The following is a 24,692-nucleotide window of genomic DNA, read 5'->3' as shown; positions in this document are numbered from 1 at the left end:
TCACACCTCCTTCGGGTTAGCCAGATAGCCGGTGGTATCACCCGTCGGACGGCTATTAGCGTTAGGTTTAATTACAATGCTCGGTCTGGTGAAGTGCGCTGATGGCAGCGGGGCAACGGCCGCAAGCTCACCATGTTTTTTACGCAGTTCGTCAATCGGACCAAAGTCCAGCGCGCGCAGCGGGCAGGACTCAACGCAGATCGGTTTCTTGCCGTCCGCGACGCGGGAATGGCAGCCATCACATTTGGTCATGTGGCCTTTGGCGGCGTTGTACTGCGGCGCGCCGTACGGGCAGGCCATATGGCAGTAGCGACAGCCGATGCAGACATCTTCATCCACCACCACAAAGCCATCGTCACGCTTGTGCATCGCCCCGCTCGGACAGACTTTGGTGCAGGCCGGGTCTTCGCAGTGGTTGCAGGCAATCGACAGATAATAGGCAAAGACGTTCTGATGCCAGACGCCGTTGTCTTCCTGCCAGTCGCCGCCCGCGTATTCATAAATCCGGCGGAAGCTGACGTCCGGGGTTAAGTCCTTGTAATCCTTGCAGGCCAGTTCGCAGGTTTTGCAGCCGGTGCAACGACTTGAATCAATAAAAAAGCCATACTGGGTTGTCATCGGTTACTCCTTACGCCTTCTCGATCTGCACCAGATTCGTGTGCTGCGGGTTGCCTTTCGCCAGCGGCGAAGGACGATGGGTGGTCAGGGTGTTGATGCACGAACCGTGATCGACCCGATCGCCATTCATATTGGCATCGTGCCAGGCTCCCTGGCCCATCGCGCTCACGCCCGGCATAATGCGCGGGGTGACTTTTGCTTCAATGCGCACTTCGCCACGGGCGTTAAATACCCGCACCAGATCGCCGTTTTTGCTGCCGCGTTTTTCAGCATCGACAGGGTTAAGCCACACCTCCTGACGGCACGCCGCTTTAAGTACATCGACATTGCCGTAGCTTGAGTGGGTGCGCGCCTTGAAGTGGAAACCGAAAAGCTGAAGCGGGAAACGGTCGCGTTCAGGCGCATCCCAGCCGTCAAAGGTAGAGGCGTAAACCGGGAGAGGGCTGATGGTCTCGTCTTTTTCCAGCTCCCAGGTGCGGGCGATGTCAGCCAGCTGGCTGGAGTAGATTTCGATCTTACCGGACGGCGTTTTCAGCGGATTGGCCTGCGGGTCGTCGCGGAATTTTTTGTACGCGACAAAATGACCTGCCGGATCTTTTCGCTTATAAATCCCCATTTTTTTCAGCTCATCATAGGACGGCAGTTTGGGATCCTTCTCCAGCATTTTGGCGTACAAATACTGTAACCACTGCGCCTGGGTACGCCCTTCGGTAAATCTCTGATAGATATCCGGCCCCAGTCGTTTCGCCAGCTCACTCATGATCCAGTAGATCGGTTTGCGCTCAAACTTCGGTGCAGTGACCGGCTGAAGGAAGATGAGATAGCCCATATTGCCCGCGTAGTCGTTTGGAATGATGTCTTCCTGTTCAACGGTCATTAAATCGGGCAGCAGGATGTCAGCATATTTTGCCGACGAGGTCATAAAGTTATCAATCACCACAATCATTTCGCACTGTTTGTCGTCCTGCAAAATGTCGTGGGTCTTATTGATGTCGGAGTGCTGGTTAATGATGGTATTACCGGCGTAGTTCCAGATGAATTTAATCGGCACATCGAGTTTATCTTTACCGCGCACGCCGTCGCGCAGCGCAGTCATTTCCGGCCCGCGGGCGATGGCATCCGTCCAGCTAAAGCAGGAGATTTGGGTTTTGACCGGATTCTCCGGCAGCGGCATACGTTCAATCGTGATGGTGTAGGTCGATTCGCGTGCGCCGCTGTTCCCGCCGTGAATCCCGACGTTACCGGTTAAAATCGGCAGCATCGCAATAGCGCGCGAGGTCAGTTCGCCATTGGCCTGACGCTGCGGACCCCACCCCTGGCAGATGTACGCCGGTTTAGTACTGCCGATTTCACGGGCGAGCTGAATAATGCGTGATGCAGGAATGCCGGTAATCCGCGAAGCCCATTCCGGCGTTTTTGCGACGCCATCGTCCCCGGTGCCCAGAATGTAAGCTTTGTAATGGCCGTTGGCAGGCGCGCCTTCCGGCAGCGTTTTTTCATCATAGCCGACGCAATAGTTATCCAGGAAAGGCTGGTCGACCAGGTTCTCGGTGATCAGTGTCCACGCCATACCCGCGACCAGCGCAGCGTCCGTGCCCGGGCGAATCGGGATCCACTCATCTTCACGGCCTGCGGCGGTGTCGGTATAGCGCGGATCGATAACAATCATGCGCGCATGAGAGCGTTCCCGCGCTTGCTCCAGAAACCAGGTGATCCCGCCGCCGCTCATGCGAGTCTCTGCCGGGTTATTGCCGAACATCACCACCAGTTTGCTGTTTTCAATATCGGAGGTGCTGTTGCCATCGTTGGACCCGTAGGTATACGGCATCGCGCAGGCGATTTGTGCGGTGCTGTAGGTGCCGTAATGGCTAAGGAAACCGCCGTAGCAGTTCATCAGACGGGCAACTAAAGAGGCATAAGGCGAAGAACGGGTGATGTTACCGCCCACAATCCCGGATGAGTAGTTGATATACACCGCTTCGTTGCCGTACTTCGCCACAACGTCCTTCAGGCTGTTGCTGAGGATATCCAGCGCTTCGTCCCAGCTGATGCGTTCGAATTTACCTTCGCCGCGTTTACCGGTGCGTTTCATGGGGTAATTCAACCGATCGGGATGGTTGATACGGCGTCGAATCGAACGCCCGCGCAGACAGGCGCGCACCTGATGATTCCCGTAAATATCCTCGCCGGTATTATCGGTTTCGACCCAGTACACTTCCTCATCGCGTACATGCAGTCGTAACGCGCAGCGGCTGCCACAGTTGACGGAGCATGCGCCCCATACCACTTTGTCCTCCGCAGGGTTCAGGGCGTTTTGGACGGCCGCCGCCGCGCTTTTCAGGCCGAAGGGCAGAGAAAGCCCCCCGGCGGCAAGCGCCAGTGAGCCAATTGCAGTGGATTTAACCAGAGATCGGCGACTGATCCCGCCGGTATGTTCGACATCGGACATGACTCACTCCATCATTGTTGTTGCGTATTATTTAGCTCCGTGATTACAACCGGGCTAATGATAATGATGGAGTGAGTGTTACTTATTTAGGAGTAAGAAGTCTTAATCCGTGTCAATACAATGGGTATTGATGGAAATTATTGTGGTTCGGTTGGCGCGTTACCCTGGGTGCTGGCACCGCTGGTCCGGGTATAAAGAATTTTAAAGGTATCATTTGCACAGTGACCTACCACCTGCGCATCAGGCTGATCGGCCTGATCGTTTGGCACAATATTGAGGGTGAATCCGGATTCAGGCACACCGTTCTGAATAATGCGTTGCTGAATATCGCTTTTCACGCGTTCGCAGGAATCGGGGGCGGCCAGGGCAGAAGATGAGACGCCAGCCAGCATCAGGGCAGTGACCCAGGTTAACCTTTTCATATCAAGCTCCTTTATCTGTGTGTAAGTTAATGTTAGCAGATTTCGTGTAAATGACTGTATTTGCTAATATGATTGGGAATTATCTCCACGCAACGGTGAAAATGTGAAGAAACTTGCAGTGACAATCGCGTTGGCAGCTTTGCTGGCAGGCTGTGACAACAGCTCGGCGCCGCTGTCATTCACGCCTGAAATGGCCAGCTTTTCGAATGAATTTGACTTCGATCCGCTGCGCGGGCCGGTGAAAGATTTTACCCAGACGCTGCTCAATGACAAAGGTGAAGTCAGCAAACGCGTCACGGGTACCGTCTCGGCAGAAGGCTGCTTCGATACCCTCGAATTGCACGACCTTGAGGCTAATACCGGCATGGCTCTGGTCCTCGACGCCAACTTTTATCGCGATGCGGAAACACAGCAGCAGAAGATCAAACTGCAGGGCAAATGCCAGCTCGCCGAATTGCCCGCGGCGGGAATGACCTGGGATACCGACGATCGGGGCTTTATCGTCCGTGCCCACGGGAAAGAGATGGAGGTGAGTTACCGTTATGACGACGATGGTTATCCGTTAGGTAAAACCACGGTGTCGGGCGATCAGCAGCTCTCCATCACGTCGACCCCGTCGAAAGATAAACGTAAAAAGCTCGACTACTCTGCAGTGAGCCTGCTTAACGATAAACCTCTGGGCAGCGTAAAGCAGAGCTGCGAATACGATCGTCGTCACAACCCGGTCAGTTGCGAGCTGGTTATCCAGGATAACAGCGTGAAACCGGCCGTTGAACACCGCTATACGATTAAAAACAGTATCGATTATTACTAACAGGGGATGAAACCGCGCAGGTTACTGCGCGGTCGGTTTCAGCAGGGTGCTGCCGGGGGCTTTCGGTTCAGCCAGATGCTGGTGCTGGAAAATACACATGCGAATGGTGTTGCGGTACTCGCCGTTGATAAAGAACTCATGGATCAGTTCACCTTCGACCATAAAGCCTAATTTACGGTAGATGTGAACGGCTTTCTCATTCTCTTTATCCACGATCAGGTAAAGCTTGTAGAGGTTGAGGACGTTAAAACCATAATCCATGGCCAGCCTGGCCGCACGTGAAGCCAGCCCTTTGCCCTGATATTCCGGAGAAATAATAATCTGAAATTCAGCGCGGCGATGGACATGGTTAATTTCAACCAGTTCAACCAGCCCGGCTTTTTCACCGTCGCACTCCACCACAAAACGGCGCTCGCTCTGATCGTGGATGTGCTTATCGTAAAGATCCGACAGCTCAACAAACGCCTCGTAAGGTTCTTCGAACCAGTAACGCATGACGCTGGCGTTGTTGTCGAGCTGATGCACGAAGCGAAGATCTTCACGCTCCAGCGGTCTCAGTTTTACGGGTAAAGTCGTCGGCATAATCATCCTTTCAGGCCGGGTTTATCAGGGTGCTACGGTACGGCCAGTGCGGCGATCCAGACAACGCAGCGTATTGGGTTCCCAGTAAGCGTTGACGTTCGCGCTTTGTTGACACTTATCGCGCGCATCGAAAGCGACGTCTTCTTTATCCCACTCTTTTTCGGCACGTTTGTTCACCTTCTGACGAAGGTTGCGGGTGTCATTCCACTGTTCTTTGTCCATGGCAGCATTCTGTCGGCTTTGCGCGCTGTCGCCTGATTCAATGATCAGTTTGCTGGTTTCAGCAGAAACCGGTGCGGTGAACGCGAAAGCGGTCAACGACAGCATTGCCGCCAGGCAGAAGCGTTTGCTTAATGTACTCATTGCATGTTCCTTATCGTGGTGCAGACAAACAGGTTATCTGAAGCAATTCTACACGCAATCTCGGGTATGATGTTTAAATCAATCCTCACCTGATGTTGAAAATGATCAAAACTACGCTGCTTTTTTTTGTGACTGCACTGTGCGAAATCCTCGGCTGTTTCTTACCCTGGCTCTGGTTAAAAAAGGGCGCATCGGTCGTGCTTTTGATCCCTGCGGCAATCGCGCTGGCGCTTTTCGTCTGGCTATTAACCCTTCATCCTGCCGCAAGCGGGCGCGTATATGCCGCCTACGGCGGGGTCTATGTCTGCACGGCATTAGTCTGGCTACGCGTGGTCGATGGGGTCAAACTCAGCCCTTACGACTGGGCTGGGGCGCTCATTGCCTTATGCGGCATGTTAATTATTGTGGCTGGCTGGGGGCGCGCGTAAGCGCCTTTGTTTTGTGATCCAGGGATGATTTTTTGATCATCATACTTGTATGGTAGTAGCTCAGTTGGTTAAATTTCTTACATCACAACGAACGATGTAAGGAAAAGGATTATGAAGATTGTCAGGGCTGAAGTATTTGTTACCTGCCCGGGGCGCAATTTTGTCACCCTAAAAATCACCACCGACGAGGGGATAGTGGGCCTGGGGGACGCCACCCTGAATGGCCGCGAGTTATCCGTTGCCTCTTATCTTGAAGATCATCTGTGCCCCCAGCTGATTGGGCGCGATGCGCATCGTATCGAGGATATCTGGCAATTCTTCTATAAAGGTGCTTACTGGCGTCGCGGCCCGGTCACCATGTCGGCGCTTTCCGCCGTGGATATGGCCCTGTGGGATATCAAGGCGAAGGCCGCAGGGATGCCGCTTTATCAGCTTCTCGGTGGCGCTTCCCGTGAAGGGGTGATGGTGTATTGCCATACTACCGGCCATACCATTGACGATGTCCTTGAAGATTACGCCCGCCATAAAGAGATGGGCTTTAAAGCCATCCGCGTGCAGTGCGGCGTACCGGGAATGAAAACCACCTACGGTATGTCTAAAGGAAAGGGGCTGGCGTATGAACCCGCCACCAAGGGCAACTGGCCTGAAGAGCAGTTATGGTCCACGGAAAAGTACCTCGATTTCACGCCAAAACTCTTTGAAGCCGTGCGCAGTAAATTTGGTTTTGACGAGCACCTTTTGCATGACATGCATCACCGCCTGACGCCGATAGAAGCGGCGCGTTTTGGTAAGAGCATAGAAGCGTACCGGATGTTCTGGATGGAAGATCCGACGCCTGCAGAGAATCAGGCATGTTTCCGTCTTATTCGCCAACATACCGTCACGCCGATCGCCGTCGGCGAAGTCTTTAACAGCATCTGGGACTGTAAGCAGCTCATCGAAGAGCAACTGATCGATTATATCCGGACCACCATTACCCATGCGGGCGGTATTACCGGAATGCGCCGGATCGCCGACTTTGCCTCGCTGTATCAGGTGCGCACCGGATCGCATGGCCCATCGGATCTGTCGCCGATTTGCCACGCTGCCGCGCTGCACTTTGACCTGTGGGTACCCAACTTCGGCGTACAGGAATACATGGGCTACTCCGAGCAGATGCTTGAGGTCTTCCCGCACAGCTGGACCTTTGATAATGGCTATATGCACCCTGGCGATAAACCGGGCCTGGGCATCGAGTTTGACGAGAAGCTGGCCGCGAAATATCCGTACGATCCGGCTTATTTACCGGTAGCGCGACTGGAAGATGGCACCTTGTGGAACTGGTAAAACAGGAGCGAAAAATGAAAAGCATCGTGATTCAACAACCGAACGACCTGGTCATTGAAACGCGTCCTCTCCCGGAGCCGGTGGCGGGGGATGTGCGGGTCCGTATCAAGCTCGCCGGGATTTGCGGCTCTGACAGCCACATTTACCGCGGCCACAATCCTTTTGCGAAATACCCGCGCGTTATCGGGCATGAGTTCTTTGGCGTCATCGATGCGGTGGGCGAGGGCGTGGATCGTGCCCGTCTGGGGCAGCGCGTCTCTGTCGATCCGGTCATCAGTTGCGGCACATGTTATCCCTGCTCGGTGGGCAAGCCGAACGTCTGTACCTCGCTGGTGGTGCTGGGCGTGCATCGCGACGGCGGGTTTAGCGAATATGCCGTTGTGCCCGCTAAAAATGCATGGCCTGTTCCCGATGAGATCCCCGATGAACAGGCGGTGATGATCGAACCTTTCACCATTGCCGCAAACGTCACGGGCCACGCGCAGCCAACAGAACAGGATGTGGCGCTGATCTACGGCGCAGGGCCGATGGGGCTGGTCACCGTCCAGGCGCTGAAAGGCGTGTATAAGGTTAAGCAGGTCATCGTGGTCGACAGAATTGACGAGCGGCTGGCGATGGCGCAGCGCAGCGGTGCGGACTGGGTCTTTAATAATCGCGAACAACCCGTGGCGACGGCGCTGGCAGAGAAGGGGATCAAGCCCACGTTGATCATCGACGCGGCCTGCCATCCGTCGATATTGCAGGAGGCGGTGAGCCTGGCGTCACCGGCAGCCCGTATCGTGCTGATGGGCTTCTCCAGCGAGCCGAGCCAGGTGGTTCAGCAGGGCATCACCGGCAAAGAGCTGTCCATCTTCTCTTCGCGCCTGAATGCCAACAAATTCCCGGTTGTGATCGACTGGCTGCAAAAAGGGCTGATCGATCCCGGCAAACTCGTTACCCATCGTTTTGATTATCACCACGTAACAGACGCCATCGAACTGTTTGAGAAGGATCAGCGGCAGTGCTGCAAGGTCTTACTCACGTTCGCACAATAACAACTGACGCGGTTAAGAGCCTGCAACGACAGGCTCTGAGTGGTACGCATCTTACCTTTCAGAGATAGCCATTATGACGCAAGTACAACCTCAAAGAACGACGACCGATCTGGTGAAAGCCGCCGTTTCCGGCTGGCTTGGCACCGCACTGGAGTTTATGGATTTCCAGCTTTACTCGCTGGGTGCGGCGCTGGTGTTCCACGAAATCTTCTTCCCCGAACAGTCCGCCGCCATGGCCTTGATCCTGGCAATGGGAACCTACGGCGCGGGGTACATTGCGCGCATCGTCGGGGCCTTTATTTTTGGCCGAATGGGCGACCGCATTGGCCGTAAGAAAGTGCTGTTTATCACCATCACCATGATGGGGATCTGTACAACGCTTATCGGGGTCTTACCCACTTACGCACAGATCGGTATTTTCGCACCGGTACTACTGGTCACGCTGCGTATCATCCAGGGTCTGGGTGCAGGGGCAGAGATCTCGGGCGCAGGCACTATGCTGGCGGAGTACGCGCCAAAGGGCAAACGCGGCATTATCTCCTCGCTGGTGGCGATGGGCACGAACTGCGGTACCCTGAGCGCCACGGCGATCTGGGCGGTGATGTTCTTTGCGCTGGATCGTGAAGAGCTGGTCGCCTGGGGATGGCGCATCCCGTTCCTCGCAAGTGTGGTGGTCATGATATTTGCCATCTGGCTGCGTATGAATCTGAAAGAAAGCCCCGTTTTTGAGAAGGTGAACGATACGCAAACCGATGCGGTAGCCGACGCGCAGGAAACCTCTCTGGGGGCCATGTTCAAAAGCAAATCTTTCTGGCTTGCCACCGGGCTGCGTTTTGGTCAGGCGGGTAACTCTGGGCTGATTCAGACCTTCCTCGCCGGATATCTGGTGCAAACGCTGTTGTTTGATAAAAGCATTCCGACCGACGCGTTGATGATCAGTTCTATCCTTGGGTTTATCTCAATTCCGCTGCTGGGGTGGCTGTCCGATAAGGTGGGGCGTCGCGTGCCGTACATTATCCTCAATATTTCCGCCATCATTTTGGCCTGGCCGATGCTGTCGATTATCGTCGACAAAAGTTACAGCCCCGGGGTCATCATGATGTCAATCATCGTAATTCACAACTTCGCGGTCCTGGGCCTGTTCGCGCTGGAAAACATCACGATGGCCGAGATGTTTGGCTCACGTAATCGCTTTACGAGAATGGCGATTTCAAAAGAGGCAGGCGGGCTGGTTGCGGTTGGGTTTGGGCCGGTGCTGGCGGGGATTTTCTGCAACATGACCGGTTCCTGGTGGCCGATTGTGGCGATGCTGGTGGTTTATTCGCTGATCGGTCTCATCGCTGCGATTCTTATGCCCGAAGTGCGCGACCGCGACCTGAGTCTCGCCGAAGACGCTGCGGAAACCCCGGACAAGGATGCGCTGGCGTACGGTGCGCTGAACACACATCGATAAGGTTTTGGTTTACAACATCAGAGATTTATCACACAGCTTTCAATTCATGTCACACCACATGAACAAAAGTTAATATAAATCAATATCTGAATGGTGCGTATCAGTATGGTTAATGGCAGTTATTTTTTTACCTCAGCTGCCATTCTAGTTGGTGTAGTCAGCAGGCGCTGCCGTCCGTAAGGGCGGCAGTGAATCACAGCATTTACCTAACGAGTCACAATCATGGAAAACCGGTTATTAACGGCGAAAGCCACGCTTCCTCAGTACGATCGCGACAATCTCAACGCGCGAATGGTCCATCTTGGATTTGGCGCCTTCCACCGCGCACATCAGGCGGTCTATACCGATATTCTGGCGGCGGAACACGGTAGCGACTGGGGTTACTGCGAAGTTAACCTGATTGGCGGCGAACAGCAGATCGCCGATCTTAAGGCACAGGACACGCTCTACTCCGTGGCGGAAATGTCTGCCGATGCCTGGACCGCCCGGGTGGTGGGCGTGGTAAAAAACGCGCTGCATGCGCAGGTTGATGGACTCGAAACCGTACTTGCAGCTTTGTGTGAGCCGCAGGTGGCGATTGTTTCCCTGACCATTACCGAGAAAGGCTATTGTCATGCACCGGCGACCGGACAGCTTATGCTCGATCATCCCCTGATTGCTGCCGATCTGCAAAACCCGCATCAGCCAACATCCGCTCCGGGGGTGGTGGTTGAAGCGCTGGCCCGCCGCAAAGCCGCTGGGCTACCCGCTTTTAGCGTCATGTCCTGTGACAATATGCCGGAAAACGGTCATGTGATGCGCAATGTGACGCGGGCTTATGCGGCCGCCGTTGACCGCGAGCTGGCCGAATGGATTGATGCTCACGTTACCTTCCCGTCCACCATGGTCGATCGTATTGTTCCCGCCGTTACGCCCGATACGCTGGATAAAATTGAACATATCACCGGCGTTCGCGATCCGGCGGGCGTGGCGTGCGAGCCGTTCCGCCAGTGGGTGATTGAAGATAACTTTGTTGCCGGTCGCCCGGCGTGGGAAAAGGCGGGCGCAGAGCTGGTAAAAGATGTGGTGCCCTTTGAAGAGATGAAACTGCGTATGCTCAACGGCAGCCACTCTTTCCTGGCCTACCTGGGCTATCTGGCAGGCTATGCCCACATTAACGACTGTATGGAAGACGAAAACTACCGCCGCGCCGCGCGAGCGCTGATGCTCGATGAACAGGCTCCGACCCTGAAGGTGAAAGGGGTGGATCTTGCCGGCTATGCTGACCAGCTGATCGCGCGCTACAGTAACCCCGCGCTGCAGCACCGGACCTGGCAAATTGCCATGGACGGCAGTCAAAAGCTTCCGCAGCGTATGCTGGATTCCGTGCGCTGGCATCGTGTCCATCAAAATGCCTTCCCGTTGCTGGCCCTCGGGATTGCCGGATGGATGCGCTATGTAGGGGGCGTCGATGAGTGCGGCAACCCGATTGAGGTGTGCGATCCGTTACTGTCAGTCATTCAGGCAGCGGTTAAAGGAAGTGAAGAGGGCGCTCAACGCGTCACTGCGCTGCTGGGGATTAAGGCCATTTTTGGTGAAGAGTTACCGCAGGATGCCGTTTTTGTTGAGGCGGTGATGCAGGCGTATCAGACATTAGTCGAGAAGGGGGCAAAAGCGACCGTCGCGCAGTATAGTGTGCAACGATAACGCCGTCGATGCCGCCGGAAACGGCGGCATCAAGATGCATGCTTAGTGCATGCCGAGGCGAATCAGTTCAATGGGTTCAACTTTCCCCTCACACCCTTCAACTTCTACCGTTTTGCTGCGACGGATCTGCGCGGCATCCAGCCCTTCGCTATGAATAGCTTTAATCACGCCGGTGTGTCCGGTGCCATTAATCATTACGCGGCTGCCAGTAGTAATCGCATTTCGGTTACGATCGTAAGTCATCATGGTTATATCTCCTCTCAAGCTTACCCGTTACGGCTAAATACAGGTGCTGCCGTTTCGGGGAACTATAAATACGCCTTTTGCGTTTTTCATTTTTTGTTTTTGATCAAACTCACACTTTTTTCTTCTTAAAGACATGCATTGACCTGCATTGACAATACAGACAATTATTTGCGTTAGATGATTATTTCACTGTGCGACCGTTTAGGCTTCGTTTCATTAACCCATGTCACTCTTAATCCAGACAAGTTATGCGGTTATCGTTAAAAGGAGTAGGGCTTATGTATAACAAGATATTGATGCCTGTAGATGTGTTCGAAATGGATTTGAGCGACAAAGCGGTACGCCATGCAGAATTTCTGGCGAAGGCCGACAACGCGACCATTACGCTGTTTAACATCCTTCCCAACAGCAGCCGTTCCTTGCTGCGCGGCTTTAATGCAGACATTAAAAAGTTTGAAGCTTTTATGGTGGAAGAGTCAGAAAAGAAAATGAATAACCTGAAGCGGTTATTCGATCTCCCACCGGAGAAGATTAACACCCTCGTGCATTTCGGCAACGTGCGCGATGAAATTATCGCCATGAGCGATAAAGGCGAATATGACGTTATTGTCATTGGTTCGAAAACGCCTGGATTATCCACGCACCTGTTAGGGTCCAATGCCGAGTCGGTATTACGCTACGCTAAAATCCCGGTGCTGGTGGTACGTTAAAATAAATGCCGCATCCCGATAATTAAGCGGGATGCGGTTACGCTTACTCTTCGGAAAACCACTCGCTGTTTTCCTGACGAATTAACTGCACAGATTCACCAATTTCCTGCAAATGCAGGGTCATTGCTTTTTCTACCGCATCACCATCGCGCTTTTCCAGCGCGGCGAAAATATCATGATGCTGGCGCAGCAGCATATCCGGCGGTGAAACGTGGTCAAGGCTCATATACCGCACGCGGTCAATCGTCGCCTTAATGTTTTCGATGGTATCCCACGCCAACTGGCAATCGGCGATCAGGGCCAGTTTCTGATGAAACTCGTCGTCCAGCTGGAAAAAGTCATTCAGCTGTTTGCGCTCAATGGCAATGCGTTGCTGATGAAGATTCTGCTCCAGCAAATAACACTGGTGATCGTCCACCAGCGCGGCGGCGCGCCTGACGACAGCGCATTCAATGGCCTGCCGGACAAAACAGCCATTTCGCACCTGAGACAGCGAAATCTTATTAACGTAGCTGCCGCGCTGCGGGCGGATCTGAATTAAACCGTTTTCAGCCAGTTTGATAAAGGCTTCGCGCACAGGCTGACGTGAAACGTCAAAACGCACCGACACCTCTTTTTCAGAAAGCGGCGTTCCAGGTGGGATCAGGCAATGGACAATATCCCGCCGTAATATACGGTAGATTTGTTGATTAACGGGCTGGGTGGGATTCAGTTGCGATTCAACGGCCATGGCGTGTGATGTCTCAGAGAGTTAACCTTTGAATACTACCATTCTTTTACCGGGCATCCCATACCCGGCCTGCGGGCCGGGTATGGAGAAATCAGCCGCGATGAACGCTTAAGCCTGCAAAGCTCTGGCTGACTGGCATGATTTCGAGGGAGTTAATGTTAACGTGCTTGGGTAAGTTCGCCACCCACCACACCGCCTCGGTCACATCTTCCGGGGTCAGGGCTTCGGTGTTTTCATACGTTTTGCCCGCCTTCGCATCATCCCCTTTAAAGCGGACGTTAGAGAATTCGGTGCCGCCGACCAGACCCGGCTCGATATCGGTAACGCGAATTGCGGTGCCGTGCAGATCGGTGCGCAGGTTCAGGCTGAACTGGCGTACAAAGGCTTTGGTTGCGCCATAGACGTTACCGCCCGCGTAAGGCCAGCTGCCCGCCGTTGAGCCAATATTAATCACGTGTCCACGGTTACGCTCAACCATACCCGGCAACACGGCGCGGGTCATATACACCAGGCCTTTGTTGTTGGTGTCGATCATGTTTTCCCAGTCTTCTACGCTGGCTTTATGCGCTGGCTCCAGGCCTAACGCCAGACCGGCATTGTTGACCAGTACGTCGATCGCTTTCCATTCAGCCGGCAGGTTTGCCATCATCTCTTCGATGGCGGCGCGATTACGCACGTCAAGTTGTGCGGTCAGAATGCTATCGCCCAGCTCGTCTTTCAGCTCCTGCAAACGCTCCTGACGACGGCCGGTGGCAATCACTTTGTGCCCGTTGGCGACGAAGCGACGCGTGATGCTTTCCCCAAAACCCGCCGTTGCCCCAGTCACTAATATAATCATCTCACTGTTCCTCAACGCTTTTTGTGTTGTACTACCATAGCACGCACTTGCGCACCGCGTTAAGGCAACTTTTGTTACGCACTGAACGCCAGTTATTGCAGCTTGTTGCGTGCTGGCCTACTCTGGGGGAATGACCCGTCCTCAGGAGTAAAAAATGTCGGTTTCAAACCCTTTTTTTGAAGTCAGTTATTTGCCTTATCAGGCCCCGCGCTTTGATGTTATTGAAGACGCGCACTATCGCCCGGCATTTGACGAAGCCCTGCGCCAGAAGCGGGCTGATATCGCGGCCATTATTGCTGACACCGCCGCCCCTGATTTTGCCAACACCGTCCTTGCCCTGGAGAAAAGCGGGGCGATGCTGTCGCGCGTGAGCAGCGTCTTCTTTGCGATGACCTCTGCGCATACCAACGATTATCTCCAGGCCCTGGATGAAGCGTTCTCCACGGAGCTTGCCGATCTGGCGAATGAAATCTGGCTGAACGAAACGCTTTTTGCGCGCGTCGAGCGCGTTCGTCAGGATCAGACGACCCTGGATGACGAATCCCGACGCCTGGTTGAAGAGATGCATCAGCGCTTTATTCTGGCCGGTGCGCAACTTACGGAAGAACAAAAAACGGAACTGAAAGCGCTTAACACCGAGTCAGCGTCGCTGACCAGTCAGTTTAATCAGCGTCTGCTCGCTGCCGATAAAGCGGGCGGGCTGGTGGTGGATTACCGTCATCAGCTTGAGGGAATGAGTGCAGAAGAGATTGCCACTGCCGCGCAGGCGGCGGCTGAGAAAGGCTTAACCGATCGCTGGCTCATACCTTTGCTCAATACGACACAGCAACCCGCGCTTGCCGTGCTCCAGGATCGCCAGACGCGTGAAAATCTTTTCATGGCGGGCTGGAACCGTACGCAGAAAGGCGATGAAAACGACACGCGCAAGCTGGTGCTGAGACTTGCAGCGCTTCGCGCCCGCCAGGCGCAACTGCTGGGTTTTGACAGCTATGCCAGCTGGAGCACCGCCGATCAAATGGCGAAAACGCCCCAGGCCGCGCTGGACTTTATGCGGGGCATCGTCCCGGCGGCACGCAGGCGTGCAGAACGCGAGCAGGCCGATATTCAGAGCGTTATTGACACCGAGCAGGCCGGGTTTAAGGCCGAGGCATGGGACTGGGCCTACTACGCCGAGCGTGTCCGGCTGGCAAAATATGCGCTGGACGAGTCACAGATCAAACCCTATTTTGCGCTGAACACGACGCTGGAAAAGGGCGTATTCTGGGCGGCCAGCCAACTGTTTGGCCTGCGCTTCGTCGAGCGGTTCGATATCCCGGTTTATCACCCCGACGTGCGCGTCTGGGAAATTTTTGCTGAAAACGGGGAGGGCATGGCGCTGTTCTACGGTGATTTCTTTGCCCGGGATTCAAAAGGCGGCGGGGCGTGGATGGGCAATTTCGTCGAACAATCGCATGAATTTGCCTCACGCCCGGTGATCTATAACGTCTGTAACTACCAGAAACCCGCCAGCGGACAGACGGCTCTGCTGTCCTGGGATGATGTCATCACGTTATTCCACGAGTTTGGTCATACCCTGCACGGACTCTTTGCGAATCAGCGTTTCGCAACGCTTTCCGGCACCAATACCCCGCGTGATTTTGTTGAGTTCCCGTCGCAAATCAACGAACACTGGGCCAGTCATCCTCAGGTCTTTGCGCATTACGCGCGGCATTACCAGACCGGCGAGCCTATGCCGGACGCCCTGCGCGAAAAAATGCTCGCCGCCACGCAGTTTAATAAAGGATACGATATGACCGAGCTGCTCAGCGCAGCACTGCTTGACATGAACTGGCACGGGATTTCAGCCCAGACCAGCGTGACCAGCGTCGAGACGTTTGAGTCAGAAGCCCTTAAAAAAGAGGGCGTGGATCTGTCTGCCGTCCCGCCACGCTATCGCAGCAGCTATTTCTCCCATATCTTCGGCGGCGGCTATGCGGCAGGGTATTACGCTTATCTGTGGACGCAAATGCTGGCGGACGATGGGTATCAGTGGTTTGTTGAACAGGGTGGATTAACCCGCGAGAACGGGCAAAAATTCCGCGAGGCGATTTTGTCGCGCGGGAATAGCGCTGATTTAGCTGAGCTTTATCGGAACTGGCGCGGGCACGATCCACAGATTGAACCGATGCTGGAGAACCGTGGGTTGAGCGAGTAGAGCCATTATGAGCAGATAACAGAACCGGGCGTAATGCCCGGTTTTTTGTCCGATTTCTTCCCCAAAACCCCTCCAAAATTCCTCCCCAAAATGAATCCTTAAATTATGCGAAACTGGCAGGAGGATAGGGCCAAGATATTCACGTAGTTACACCTTCACTTTCACCCAGTCGAGACCGCGATCGTTGTGATACTGGGCTGTCATCCTGACAGAAACGTGACACAAATGGCTACAAATGTAATTGCTATCCCTAACCATTGTGGCGCACACAGTCCTTCATCAGGCCTAAAAAACTGTCGTCCCATGCCAGCAAAAACTGGAACGGTATAAGGCCATTGTGTAATCCGCTTGCAGCGGGTCTCATAGTTTATGCTTTGAGCATATAGATACATGAATGCACTGTCTGACCGGTAATTATGGTTACCTCTACCGGAACACGTTCATACTCATAACCTTCGAACTCATCGAGTATGTGCCAGTGATGATGTAAATTCTCTGACGTGAAAAGAAAACCCTGTACACGATTTCCTGACTCACCCAGCACAATTCCCGGATAACCCATTTCTGCTCCCCAACCTTTGGCAAGAAGTGATCCTCCCACGTGACCCTCCTGCCATGTGCCCCCAATATTTTCAAGAATATGAGCATTAGGCCGGCCAGGACCGAGAGTCCCGTAAACAAACAAACTTTCCATTATTCCTCCGGTATCGCGATGAAAATAGTAATGGTCTTTATGTTAATTTTGATTTTCGGACTCTGACCTGACAAATTATTTGTTCTCACAACATGCGTGAATTATTATCACGCGTATGATATTCGATCGCCTTCCCCCATTGCAGACTCTGCGCGCTTTTGAAGCCACAGCCCGCCTCTCAAGCATGACGCTGGCGGCAGCGGAGTTGCACGTTACGCATGGCGCGATAAGCCGGCAAATCCGGAAGCTCGAAGAGCATCTGGGGTTTAAGCTATTTTTCAGGCTGACACGGCGGATAATTCTGACGGAGCAAGGGGGCGAATTTCACCAAGTGGTTACCCGTCTTTTGAGTGACTTAATGAAGGAGTCTGAGCGTCTGCGTGGAAGAAACCTGATAAAGAGTTTACGTATAAGCACAACGGTTTCATTTGCCAGTAAATGGTTAGCACCGCGTCTCAGCCGGTTCAGGCAGAGATATCCAGAATTTGATATTCAACTGGATGTTACTGACATTAATGTGGATCTTAATGATGGTCAGGTAGATGCTGCAATTCGTTACGGCCCTGGCAATTATCACAATGTTTCGTCTGAGCGTATGTTTGATGAAACCGTCACCCCTGTCTGTAGTCCAGGTTTTCTTGAGAAACATAATGGTCTGAAAGGGATTAAGGAACTTTTAAACTGCGTTCTTCTTCATGAGTACAGAATGCAGGCGAACTGGCAGGCATGGTTTGAGTTGGCCGGAGAAAAAAATTTCTGTTGCCATCAGGGGCCCTTATGGACTCTTGGCAGCATGGCGACTGAGGCTGCTATACGTGGCGAAGGTGTTGCTCTCGGACGCAGTCTTCTGATTGCAGATGATGTAGCTGCTGGAAGGCTTGTTGTTCCGTTTCCACAGTACAAGCTTAAGGCTGAACGGGGGTACGATTTAGTCTACCGTCCAGATAATCAGGATTCATTTAAAATAAGCATCCTGAGACAATGGCTCTCTGAAGAAATGAGCTTGCTAAAAGATTGAATGGCGCTTTTGGAAAGGTCCGCTTCTGGCACAAAGCCGACCTTAAGCCCTCCCTAAAAATTAATGAACATACCTAATAAACCCTAGCTAATTACCCCATCTAATCGAATAAATCAGTTTGCGTTATGCTTTTCCAACACAACAGCTGAAGGATAACGTCATGCAAACTGTAAAACTGAACAACGGTATTGAAATGCCCCTACTCGGCTTTGGTGTGTTTCAGATGTCTGATGCCGCTGAATGCGAAAGAGCGGTTATTGATGCGATCGATACGGGATACCGCCTGATCGATACTGCAGCGTCTTACCAGAATGAAACCCAGGTAGGGAACGCTCTGAAACAGACCGGTATCGCCCGCAACGAACTTTTTGTGACGACCAAACTTTGGCTACAGGATACCCATTACGAAGGCGCTAAAGCCCAGTTCGAACGCTCCCTGAATCGGCTGCAACTTGATTATGTTGACCTGTACCTGATTCACCAGCCTTACGGTGATGTCCATGGGGCATGGCGTGCCATGGAAGAACTGCATCAGGCAGGCAAAATTCGCGCCATTGGTGTCAGCAATTTCCATCCTGACAGACTGGCCGACCTTATCGTCTTCAACAAAGTGGCCCCTTCGGTAAACCAGATTGAAGTAAACCCCTTCAACCAGCAGCTGCATGCCGTTCCATGGAATCAAAGCCATGGCATTCAGCCGGAAGCCTGGGCACCGTTTGCTGAGGGTAAAAATGGTCTGTTCCAGCATCCCGTGTTAACGGCAATTGGTCAGAAGTACGGCAAAAGCGTGGGCCAGGTTGTGCTGCGTTGGATCTTCCAGCGAGGCATCATTTCACTGGCGAAATCGGTGCGCAAAGAACGCATGGAAGAGAACATCAATATTCTCGATTTTGAACTCTGCTCTGAAGATATGCTGCAGATTGCCGCCCTCGACACCGCAACCAGCGCCTTCTTCTCTCACCGCGACCCGGCGATGGTGGAATGGCTGACGGGCCGCAAACTTGATGTTTAAGTCGCGATAAAAGAGGTATTCATTCAATGCAAAAACGTTATCTGGGTAAATCCCGACTCGAAGTCTCCGCACTTGGGCTCGGCTGCATGGGCTTAAGCCACGGCTACGGCCCGGCGACCGATACCCGACAGGCTATCGAATTGATTCGCGCAGCGGTTGAACGTGGCGTCACCTTCTTCGATACCGCTGAAGTGTATGGCCCTTTCCTTAATGAAGAGGTTGTCGGCGAAGCCTTAAAACCGTTTCGTGACCGTGTGGTCATTGCCACCAAGTTTGGTTTTACTTTTGGCGACGACAACAAGCAGCAGGTTTTAAACAGCCGTCCGGAGCATATCCGCGAAGCAGTGGAAGGATCATTACGCCGTCTCAAGACTGATGTTATTGATCTGCTGTATCAACATCGTGTCGATCCGGATGTCCCAATTGAAGACGTTGCGGGAGCCGTGAAAGACCTGATCGCTGAAGGCAAAGTTAAACATTTCGGTCTGTCCGAGGCGGGTGCGCAAACCATTCGTCGTGCGCATGCCGTACAACCGGTCACTGCGCTGCAAAGCGAATACTCCATGTGGTGGCGCGAGCCTGAGCAGGAGATCCTGCCGTTGCTGGAGGAACTGGGTATTGGTTTTGTTCCCTTCAGCCCATTAGGTAAAGGCTTCCTGACGGGCTTGATTAAGCCAGGAACTACTTTTGGGAAAGATGATTATCGCAGCACCGTACCGCGTTTCGCCGAGCAGGCGATTGAAGCCAATGAAAAGCTGGTCTCATTGCTGGGTGAACTGGCGGCAGAGAAAGGCGTGACGTCTGCACAAATCGCGCTGGCATGGCTGCTGGCACAAAAGCCGTGGATTGTTCCTATCCCAGGTACCACCAAGCTACATCGGCTGGAGGAAAACTTGGGGGCTACCGACATCATTCTTTCGCAGGATGACTCATGGCAGATAACCCAGGCGCTTGAAACGATTAAAATCGTCGGCGAACGTTACTCTCCTGAGCACCAGGCCCGCGTAGGCCGTTAATATCCGGGCGGGTCCGCTGAGATTGGGGGACCCGTTATTCCTGGTAGCGAAGCGCATCGATCATCAGCGCAAAAGCGGGTGGATGCTGCTTACGGCTCGGGTAGTAGAGGTAATATCCCGGGAAAGATGGGCACCAGTCCTGCAAAACCTGAATAAGCTCTCCTGACTTTATATAATCCTGCACTCTGTCTTCAGGTATACAGGCGATGCCAAAACCGGATAACGCCGCATCAATTCTTTCCGCCTGCAGATTAAACGTTACCTGCCCTTCCACTCTGACACGTAACGGTTTCCCTTCCTTCTCAAACTCCCAGTGGTAAAGCCCACCGGCTGTCGGCAGGCGCATATTGATACACCGATGATTTTGTAGCTCGTGCGGCGTTTCAGGTACAGGATTTGCAGCGAAATAAGACGGCGCTCCTACCACGGCCATTCTCATATCCGGCCCAATTCTTACCGCAATCATATCCTTATCCACACTTTCGCCAAGGCGGATCCCGGCATCAAAACGCCCCTCAACAATATCGACAAAGCCGTTATCAACCACCAGTTCGAGATTGATTTCCGGGTATTCCCGCAGAAAAGGCTTTAGCTTCGGCCATACCAGACTTCGCGCGGCATGCTCCCCGGCTGATAAACGGATATTGCCGGAGGCAGTGCCGTTCAGTTGAACAAGCGATTCCAGTTCCTGCTCAAGATCGGCAATGCGAGGTTCAAGGCAGGCAATAATTCTCTCACCGGCTTCCGTAGGGGCTACGCTTCGGGTCGTACGGGTCAGAAGGCGGATATTCAGCCTTTCCTCCAGGGCCTTCATCGCATGGCTAAGTGCAGACTGAGAAACCCCCAGTTTACCCGCTGCTTTGGTAAAACTTCGCTCCCTCGCCACCACAAGAAAGATTTGCAGTTCGTTGAAATTTTCTTTGAGCATCGGCGATTTCCTTATGGGGGCATTCCCTTCATCGCGTACTCATGAAGGGTGTTCATAGACACAATCATTTTAGCTCCATTACTGACATTAATGATAATTGATATTCTGACCGTATCGTAAATAAGTCTGCATTATCAGTAGGTTTATCATGAGAATACTCGTTGCAGGGGCGACAGGAAGTATTGGCCTTCAGGTTGTGTATATCACTATCAAAATGGGCCATCAGCCCGTCGCGCTGGTCAGAAATTAACGCAAAGTAAAATTGCTTCCTCGTGGAACAGATGTTTTTTACGGCGATGTTTCAATGCCTGAAACACTCACCGAATTGCCGAAAGATATTGATGGCATCATCTTCACCCTCGGTTCCGATGGACAGGGACGTATTGGTGCCAGAGCGATAGATTACGGCGGAGTGCGCAATATTTTACGAATATTTAGGGATGTACCTATTCATATCGCTCTGATGACCACGATTGGTGTGACTGAACGACTCAGCACCTGGAATCAACGCACTGAGGTTCATGACTGGAAAAGACGTGCCGAGCGTCTGGTCAGGGCAAGTGGTCACCCCTATACCATCGTCAGACCCGGCTGGTTTGATTACAACCATGATGATGAGCACAGAATCGTTATGCTTCAGGGGGATCGTCGCCATACGGGAACACCGGAAGATGGTGTGATATCCCGGGAGCAAATCGCCCAGGTTCTGATCAGTGCCCTGACCCACGACGAGGCAAAAAATAAAACGTTCGAGCTGGTTGCTGAGCAAGGCGAAGCACAGCAGGATCTTACCCCACTGTTTGCAGACCTGCTGGCTGATGATCCACAAAAAAATGATGGGGTTCTGGACATTGACAACATGCCTCTGCGTGAAGAACCTGACTGCATTATTAACAAGCTGAATTTGTATTCAAAAAAATTAACCAATCGACAACCCTGACAATTTTGTCATATAGCCGTCAGCCTCATGACAGCTTAGGTCTGTATATTTGTATATACAGACGGGGATTGTTTCCCCTGATGCGAGTCCAGTTTCAAACATAGAGTTTAAAAGAGGTATTAGATATGAAAGCACTACTTATTACTTCATTGGTCGTGGGATTTATTACAGTGAATGCCGCATCTGCCGCTCAGGAAATTAACCATGCAGATGGGAAAGAAAAGATCGGTGTAGTCTCAGCCAGCAATGCCTATACGCTTGATGAGTTATCAGATGTTCTTTCTCGTAAGGCTGATGAGCAAGGGGCAACGTCATTCAAAATCCTTTCGACAACGGGGGATAACAGGCTACATGGGGTTGCTGAAATATATAAGTAAATCATTAGCATCCCAAACAGGATGTATCACAGCCCTCTTATAGTGAGCGTCGATTTATGTTCAGAATAGAAGATATCATCGATGAAATAGCTCGATGGATTGATTCAAACTTACATAAACCGCTGAAGATAGAAGATGTTGCTGCGCGGGCAGGTTACTCCAGGTGGCATCTTCAGCGGATTTTTGTACAGGTAAATGAAGTTAGCCTTGGGAAGTACATAAGAGATACGAAACTTAGACTTGCAGCAAAAGATCTTATCGAGACTAATGAGCCAGTGATGGTTATCGCCTTTAAATATGGATTCGATTCACAACAAACTTTTACTCGAGTTTTCTCTAAACAATATAAATTGCCACTATTGAAATATAGAAACGCCGAAAAGAGAAAAAAATATTAACACTTCAAAGTTATCAACCTTACTTAACACAACCAGAATAATAATATATTCCAGCATCCAAAGTTGACGGCCTTTTGATCTAGAAGCTTATTGTTCGGAACAAAGCTCCGCCTATTTTTTAACATACAATATCTAGACAATGACCTTCAGCAATTACGCATTAGCGGAAAAATCGATCAGAACCAGATCGATATATCAACCACATACCCATCGTGGCAAACCATTAGCTTTTAGATATCTTATTTACCCTTGCAGTCGATTCATGGCACTGAGTAGACAAGCTAACAGAGCTGAAGGTCCGCTGTGAGCGAACAGCGGACGTTGAGGCATCTAATAAATCGTCTCAATTTTCAACGTTTCTTACCCTTAATGTCCTGATTAGCAAATCATACAAACTATCCACAGCTGAAGAGCCCTGAGAGGCACGACTTCTGAACAATGCTACTTCCATAGGTTCAAGAGGCCCCAAAAGATGTTCACTGCCAAGAACTTGTAAATGGGGTGGCACGCTGCACTGGGTCAGAACGGCAACAGCCAGGCCACTTTCTACTGCTGTAATTTGTCCCGACAGACTGGAGCTGTTATAGACCACCTTATATCTACGCCCCTGTAATGCTAATGCATTGATAGCACTACGCTTAGCAAGGCTCGTGCTTTCATATACCGCAATGGGTAATGGATCTCGCCTCCACACTTCAAATTGCGGAGAACCTATCCACACCATAGGTTCATAAAACAGTAACGAGCCCTGGCTGTGATGTTCCCGGGAAACCAGGGCCAAATCAAGTTCGCCGCTCTCAACGCGAGGAATGAGTGACGTTGATTGCTCACAACTAAGTTCGATCTCGACTGATCCAAAGTTAGGCGCAAATCTCTTTAGAGCAGGTGTAAGGTATTTTGCTGCATAATCATCAGGAACCCCCAGACGAATACGCCCTGTTAATTCCTTACCGTGGAATGCTGCCTGCATTTCATCATGAAGGTCGAGCATCCTTCGGGCATATCCCAACAGTTTTTGTCCTTCAGACGTGAGTTGATGTTGGCGAGGACCGCGAAGTAAAAGCTGACACTCTAATGCGGATTCCAGCTTTTTAAGCTGCATGCTGACCGCAGACTGTGAGCGATGGACCTCAGGTGCCGCAGCTGAAAGCGACCCCGCGTCCACTACCGCAACAAAACATTTAAGCCAGTCCATCTGGAGGTCTTGGTAATGCACCTTTGATCCTTGTATTTGATTATCAAATAGTAATATCAATTATTATTCGTTTTTATTGATTTCACAACACTGTCATAGTGGCCCTCTGTTTAACATTACTGAGAGGAAGATCATGAGGCCTCAGATGACGTATCATGAGCCCGATTTTTCTCAACTTAATCATTCACTTATTTGTGCTGGTTTTCGGCAACTTGTCCCGGTTTCACTTTTTGTCGCTGTTTTTGGGGCCGCCTTTGGCCTGGCTGCATCACAGAAAGGATTGGACCAGATGACTGCGACAATGATGAGCTTGTTGGTATTTGCCGGTTATGCACAATTCGCAGCGTTAGAGCTTTGGACGCCTCATATTCCTGTAATAACGCTAATAGCCACCGTCTTTGCCATTAATGCCAGACATCTGTTGATGGGGGCCACCTTATATCCCTGGTTGCGCTCTTTAACACCCGCTAAACGCTACGGAATCATGATGGTTGCATCCGATGCAAACTGGGCTATGTCAATTCAGGCATTCAGCAGGGGAAAAGCAGGACTGGGATTGCTCTTTGGCGGCGGTCTTGCGTTATGGCTTTTTTGGGTAATAGGGACTCTTGTAGGACTGTATTTCGGTAATGCTATCCAGGAGCCTAAAAACTATGGTCTTGACATGGTCATGGGATGTTTTCTCCTTTCCATGGTGTTTGAAGGAGAAAGAAATCTAAGAATATTTTGTATCTGGGCCGTAGCGGCCGGAGCTTCGCTGATTGCTTATAAATGGTTACCAGAAAATAGCCACGTGATCACCGGAGCCATCGCCGGAGGGGTAATGACTCCAACTTATTGATAGTGTTTTATGTTCAGATAATGCCCGATGACTTTGTCATGCAGCTCCACCGATTTTGAGAACGACAGCGACTTCCGTCCCAGCCGTGCCAGGTGCTGCCTCAGATTCAGGTTATGCCGCTCAATTCGCTGCGTATATCGCTTGCTGATTACGTGCAGCTTTCCCTTCAGGCGGGATTCATACAGCGGCCAGCCATCCGTCATCCATATCACCACGTCAAAGGGTGACAGCAGGCTCATAAGACGCCCCAGCGTCGCCATAGTGCGTTCACCGAATACGTGCGCCACAACCGTCTTCCGGAGCCTGTCATACGCGTAAAACAGCCAGCGCTGGCGCGATTTAGCCCCGACGTATCCCCACTGTTCGTCCATTTCCGCGCA

Annotated in this window: 25 protein-coding genes and 2 pseudogenes; 15 read left to right on the top strand and 12 right to left on the bottom strand. The window is 52.1% G+C overall.

The window, feature by feature from the left end; all coding sequences use genetic code 11:
* The 3 genes from LZP96_RS00135 to LZP96_RS00125 form a co-directional block, all read right to left on the bottom strand.
* The gene (locus LZP96_RS00135) at nucleotides 1-618 is read right to left on the bottom strand and encodes a DMSO/selenate family reductase complex B subunit (RefSeq protein WP_064325961.1); all 618 of its coding nucleotides are present in this window, start codon (nucleotides 616-618) and stop codon (nucleotides 1-3) included.
* 10 nt (nucleotides 619-628) lie between these two features.
* Nucleotides 629-3,067: a selenate/tellurate reductase subunit YnfE gene (gene ynfE / locus LZP96_RS00130; protein WP_258925589.1), complete on the bottom strand. Its 2,439-nt coding sequence runs from the start codon at nucleotides 3,065-3,067 to the stop codon at nucleotides 629-631.
* Between the two features lie 137 nt (nucleotides 3,068-3,204).
* Nucleotides 3,205-3,489, bottom strand: coding sequence for a DUF1161 domain-containing protein (locus tag LZP96_RS00125; protein ID WP_064325963.1), 285 nt, complete (start codon nucleotides 3,487-3,489; stop codon nucleotides 3,205-3,207).
* Between the two features lie 103 nt (nucleotides 3,490-3,592).
* Between LZP96_RS00125 and LZP96_RS00120 the strand changes: the two genes are divergently transcribed.
* Complete coding sequence (locus LZP96_RS00120; protein ID WP_064325964.1) at nucleotides 3,593-4,303, top strand: YnfC family lipoprotein; 711 nt, start codon at nucleotides 3,593-3,595, stop codon at nucleotides 4,301-4,303.
* 21 nt (nucleotides 4,304-4,324) lie between these two features.
* Here LZP96_RS00120 and speG read toward each other — a convergent pair whose 3' ends face one another.
* Together speG and LZP96_RS00110 are read right to left on the bottom strand one after the other, a co-directional pair.
* Nucleotides 4,325-4,885, bottom strand: a complete 561-nt coding sequence (gene speG / locus LZP96_RS00115; protein WP_064325965.1) for a spermidine N1-acetyltransferase — start codon at nucleotides 4,883-4,885, stop codon at nucleotides 4,325-4,327.
* Between the two features lie 24 nt (nucleotides 4,886-4,909).
* A complete protein-coding gene (locus LZP96_RS00110) occupies nucleotides 4,910-5,248 on the bottom strand; it encodes a DUF1283 family protein (protein ID WP_064325966.1) in 339 nt (112 codons plus the stop codon).
* A 101-nt stretch (nucleotides 5,249-5,349) separates the two neighbouring features.
* Between LZP96_RS00110 and LZP96_RS00105 the strand changes: the two genes are divergently transcribed.
* From LZP96_RS00105 to LZP96_RS00085, 5 genes are all read left to right on the top strand, one after another.
* The gene (locus LZP96_RS00105) at nucleotides 5,350-5,676 is read left to right on the top strand and encodes a YnfA family protein (RefSeq protein ID WP_064325967.1); all 327 of its coding nucleotides are present in this window, start codon (nucleotides 5,350-5,352) and stop codon (nucleotides 5,674-5,676) included.
* A 111-nt stretch (nucleotides 5,677-5,787) separates the two neighbouring features.
* Complete coding sequence (manD, locus tag LZP96_RS00100) at nucleotides 5,788-7,002, top strand: D-mannonate dehydratase ManD (protein WP_064325968.1); 1,215 nt, start codon at nucleotides 5,788-5,790, stop codon at nucleotides 7,000-7,002.
* A gap of 14 nt (nucleotides 7,003-7,016) precedes the next feature.
* A complete protein-coding gene (locus tag LZP96_RS00095) occupies nucleotides 7,017-8,036 on the top strand; it encodes a Zn-dependent oxidoreductase (RefSeq protein ID WP_064325969.1) in 1,020 nt (339 codons plus the stop codon).
* 73 nt (nucleotides 8,037-8,109) lie between these two features.
* Entirely contained in the window at nucleotides 8,110-9,489 is a 1,380-nt protein-coding gene (locus LZP96_RS00090) for an MFS transporter (RefSeq protein WP_064325970.1), read from the top strand.
* Nucleotides 9,490-9,711: 222 nt separating this feature from the next.
* The gene (locus LZP96_RS00085; RefSeq protein ID WP_064325971.1) at nucleotides 9,712-11,175 is read left to right on the top strand and encodes a mannitol dehydrogenase family protein; all 1,464 of its coding nucleotides are present in this window, start codon (nucleotides 9,712-9,714) and stop codon (nucleotides 11,173-11,175) included.
* Nucleotides 11,176-11,217: 42 nt separating this feature from the next.
* Here LZP96_RS00085 and ydfZ read toward each other — a convergent pair whose 3' ends face one another.
* The gene (gene ydfZ, locus LZP96_RS00080; protein WP_064325972.1) at nucleotides 11,218-11,421 is read right to left on the bottom strand and encodes a putative selenium delivery protein YdfZ; all 204 of its coding nucleotides are present in this window, start codon (nucleotides 11,419-11,421) and stop codon (nucleotides 11,218-11,220) included.
* 278 nt (nucleotides 11,422-11,699) lie between these two features.
* Between ydfZ and LZP96_RS00075 the strand changes: the two genes are divergently transcribed.
* Complete coding sequence (locus LZP96_RS00075; protein WP_064325973.1) at nucleotides 11,700-12,131, top strand: universal stress protein; 432 nt, start codon at nucleotides 11,700-11,702, stop codon at nucleotides 12,129-12,131.
* Nucleotides 12,132-12,174: 43 nt separating this feature from the next.
* Here LZP96_RS00075 and LZP96_RS00070 read toward each other — a convergent pair whose 3' ends face one another.
* A complete protein-coding gene (locus LZP96_RS00070) occupies nucleotides 12,175-12,861 on the bottom strand; it encodes a GntR family transcriptional regulator (protein WP_064325974.1) in 687 nt (228 codons plus the stop codon).
* A gap of 91 nt (nucleotides 12,862-12,952) precedes the next feature.
* Complete coding sequence (gene ydfG, locus LZP96_RS00065) at nucleotides 12,953-13,699, bottom strand: bifunctional NADP-dependent 3-hydroxy acid dehydrogenase/3-hydroxypropionate dehydrogenase YdfG (RefSeq protein ID WP_064325975.1); 747 nt, start codon at nucleotides 13,697-13,699, stop codon at nucleotides 12,953-12,955.
* 154 nt (nucleotides 13,700-13,853) lie between these two features.
* On the opposite strand from ydfG, the gene dcp reads away from it, so the two are divergent.
* Entirely contained in the window at nucleotides 13,854-15,893 is a 2,040-nt protein-coding gene (dcp, locus tag LZP96_RS00060) for a peptidyl-dipeptidase Dcp (RefSeq protein ID WP_258925588.1), read from the top strand.
* 367 nt (nucleotides 15,894-16,260) lie between these two features.
* On the opposite strand, the gene LZP96_RS00055 is transcribed toward dcp, so the two are convergent.
* Nucleotides 16,261-16,587, bottom strand: coding sequence for a gamma-glutamylcyclotransferase family protein (locus LZP96_RS00055; protein ID WP_258925587.1), 327 nt, complete (start codon nucleotides 16,585-16,587; stop codon nucleotides 16,261-16,263).
* A 115-nt stretch (nucleotides 16,588-16,702) separates the two neighbouring features.
* On the opposite strand from LZP96_RS00055, the gene gcvA reads away from it, so the two are divergent.
* The 3 genes from gcvA (at nucleotide 16,703) to LZP96_RS00040 (ending at nucleotide 19,633) form a co-directional block, all read left to right on the top strand.
* Nucleotides 16,703-17,605, top strand: a complete 903-nt coding sequence (gene gcvA, locus LZP96_RS00050; protein ID WP_258925586.1) for a transcriptional regulator GcvA — start codon at nucleotides 16,703-16,705, stop codon at nucleotides 17,603-17,605.
* Between the two features lie 160 nt (nucleotides 17,606-17,765).
* Nucleotides 17,766-18,617 (top strand): aldo/keto reductase, encoded by an 852-nt coding sequence (locus LZP96_RS00045; RefSeq protein ID WP_258925585.1) that lies wholly within the window; start codon nucleotides 17,766-17,768, stop codon nucleotides 18,615-18,617.
* 26 nt (nucleotides 18,618-18,643) lie between these two features.
* Complete coding sequence (locus LZP96_RS00040; RefSeq protein ID WP_258925584.1) at nucleotides 18,644-19,633, top strand: aldo/keto reductase; 990 nt, start codon at nucleotides 18,644-18,646, stop codon at nucleotides 19,631-19,633.
* Nucleotides 19,634-19,667: 34 nt separating this feature from the next.
* Here LZP96_RS00040 and LZP96_RS00035 read toward each other — a convergent pair whose 3' ends face one another.
* Nucleotides 19,668-20,561, bottom strand: coding sequence for a LysR family transcriptional regulator (locus LZP96_RS00035; protein WP_064325980.1), 894 nt, complete (start codon nucleotides 20,559-20,561; stop codon nucleotides 19,668-19,670).
* Nucleotides 20,562-20,709: 148 nt separating this feature from the next.
* On the opposite strand from LZP96_RS00035, the pseudogene LZP96_RS00030 reads away from it, so the two are divergent.
* The 3 genes and pseudogenes from LZP96_RS00030 to LZP96_RS00020 all read left to right on the top strand — a co-directional run bounded on the left by LZP96_RS00030 (nucleotide 20,710) and on the right by LZP96_RS00020 (nucleotide 22,276).
* Nucleotides 20,710-21,501: pseudogene (locus LZP96_RS00030) on the top strand (SDR family oxidoreductase).
* Nucleotides 21,502-21,626: 125 nt separating this feature from the next.
* A complete protein-coding gene (locus tag LZP96_RS00025) occupies nucleotides 21,627-21,878 on the top strand; it encodes a YdgH/BhsA/McbA family protein (protein ID WP_064325981.1) in 252 nt (83 codons plus the stop codon).
* Between the two features lie 56 nt (nucleotides 21,879-21,934).
* The gene (locus tag LZP96_RS00020; protein WP_064325982.1) at nucleotides 21,935-22,276 is read left to right on the top strand and encodes a helix-turn-helix domain-containing protein; all 342 of its coding nucleotides are present in this window, start codon (nucleotides 21,935-21,937) and stop codon (nucleotides 22,274-22,276) included.
* A gap of 343 nt (nucleotides 22,277-22,619) precedes the next feature.
* Here LZP96_RS00020 and LZP96_RS00015 read toward each other — a convergent pair whose 3' ends face one another.
* Nucleotides 22,620-23,471, bottom strand: a complete 852-nt coding sequence (locus tag LZP96_RS00015; protein WP_232462967.1) for a LysR family transcriptional regulator — start codon at nucleotides 23,469-23,471, stop codon at nucleotides 22,620-22,622.
* A gap of 145 nt (nucleotides 23,472-23,616) precedes the next feature.
* On the opposite strand from LZP96_RS00015, the gene LZP96_RS00010 reads away from it, so the two are divergent.
* Nucleotides 23,617-24,312 (top strand): AzlC family ABC transporter permease, encoded by a 696-nt coding sequence (locus LZP96_RS00010; RefSeq protein WP_258925583.1) that lies wholly within the window; start codon nucleotides 23,617-23,619, stop codon nucleotides 24,310-24,312.
* Here LZP96_RS00010 and LZP96_RS00005 read toward each other — a convergent pair.
* A pseudogene (locus LZP96_RS00005) lies at nucleotides 24,306-24,692 on the bottom strand (IS1-like element IS1B family transposase); the annotation flags it as partial. The gene LZP96_RS00010 and the pseudogene LZP96_RS00005 overlap by 7 nt on opposite strands.

This window comes from Huaxiibacter chinensis, from assembly GCF_022171985.1.
GTDB classification, from domain to species: domain Bacteria; phylum Pseudomonadota; class Gammaproteobacteria; order Enterobacterales; family Enterobacteriaceae; genus Enterobacter; species Enterobacter chinensis_A.
Note: the sequence above shows the minus strand (reverse complement) of the source record. Positions and strands in the feature narration are given on the sequence as shown.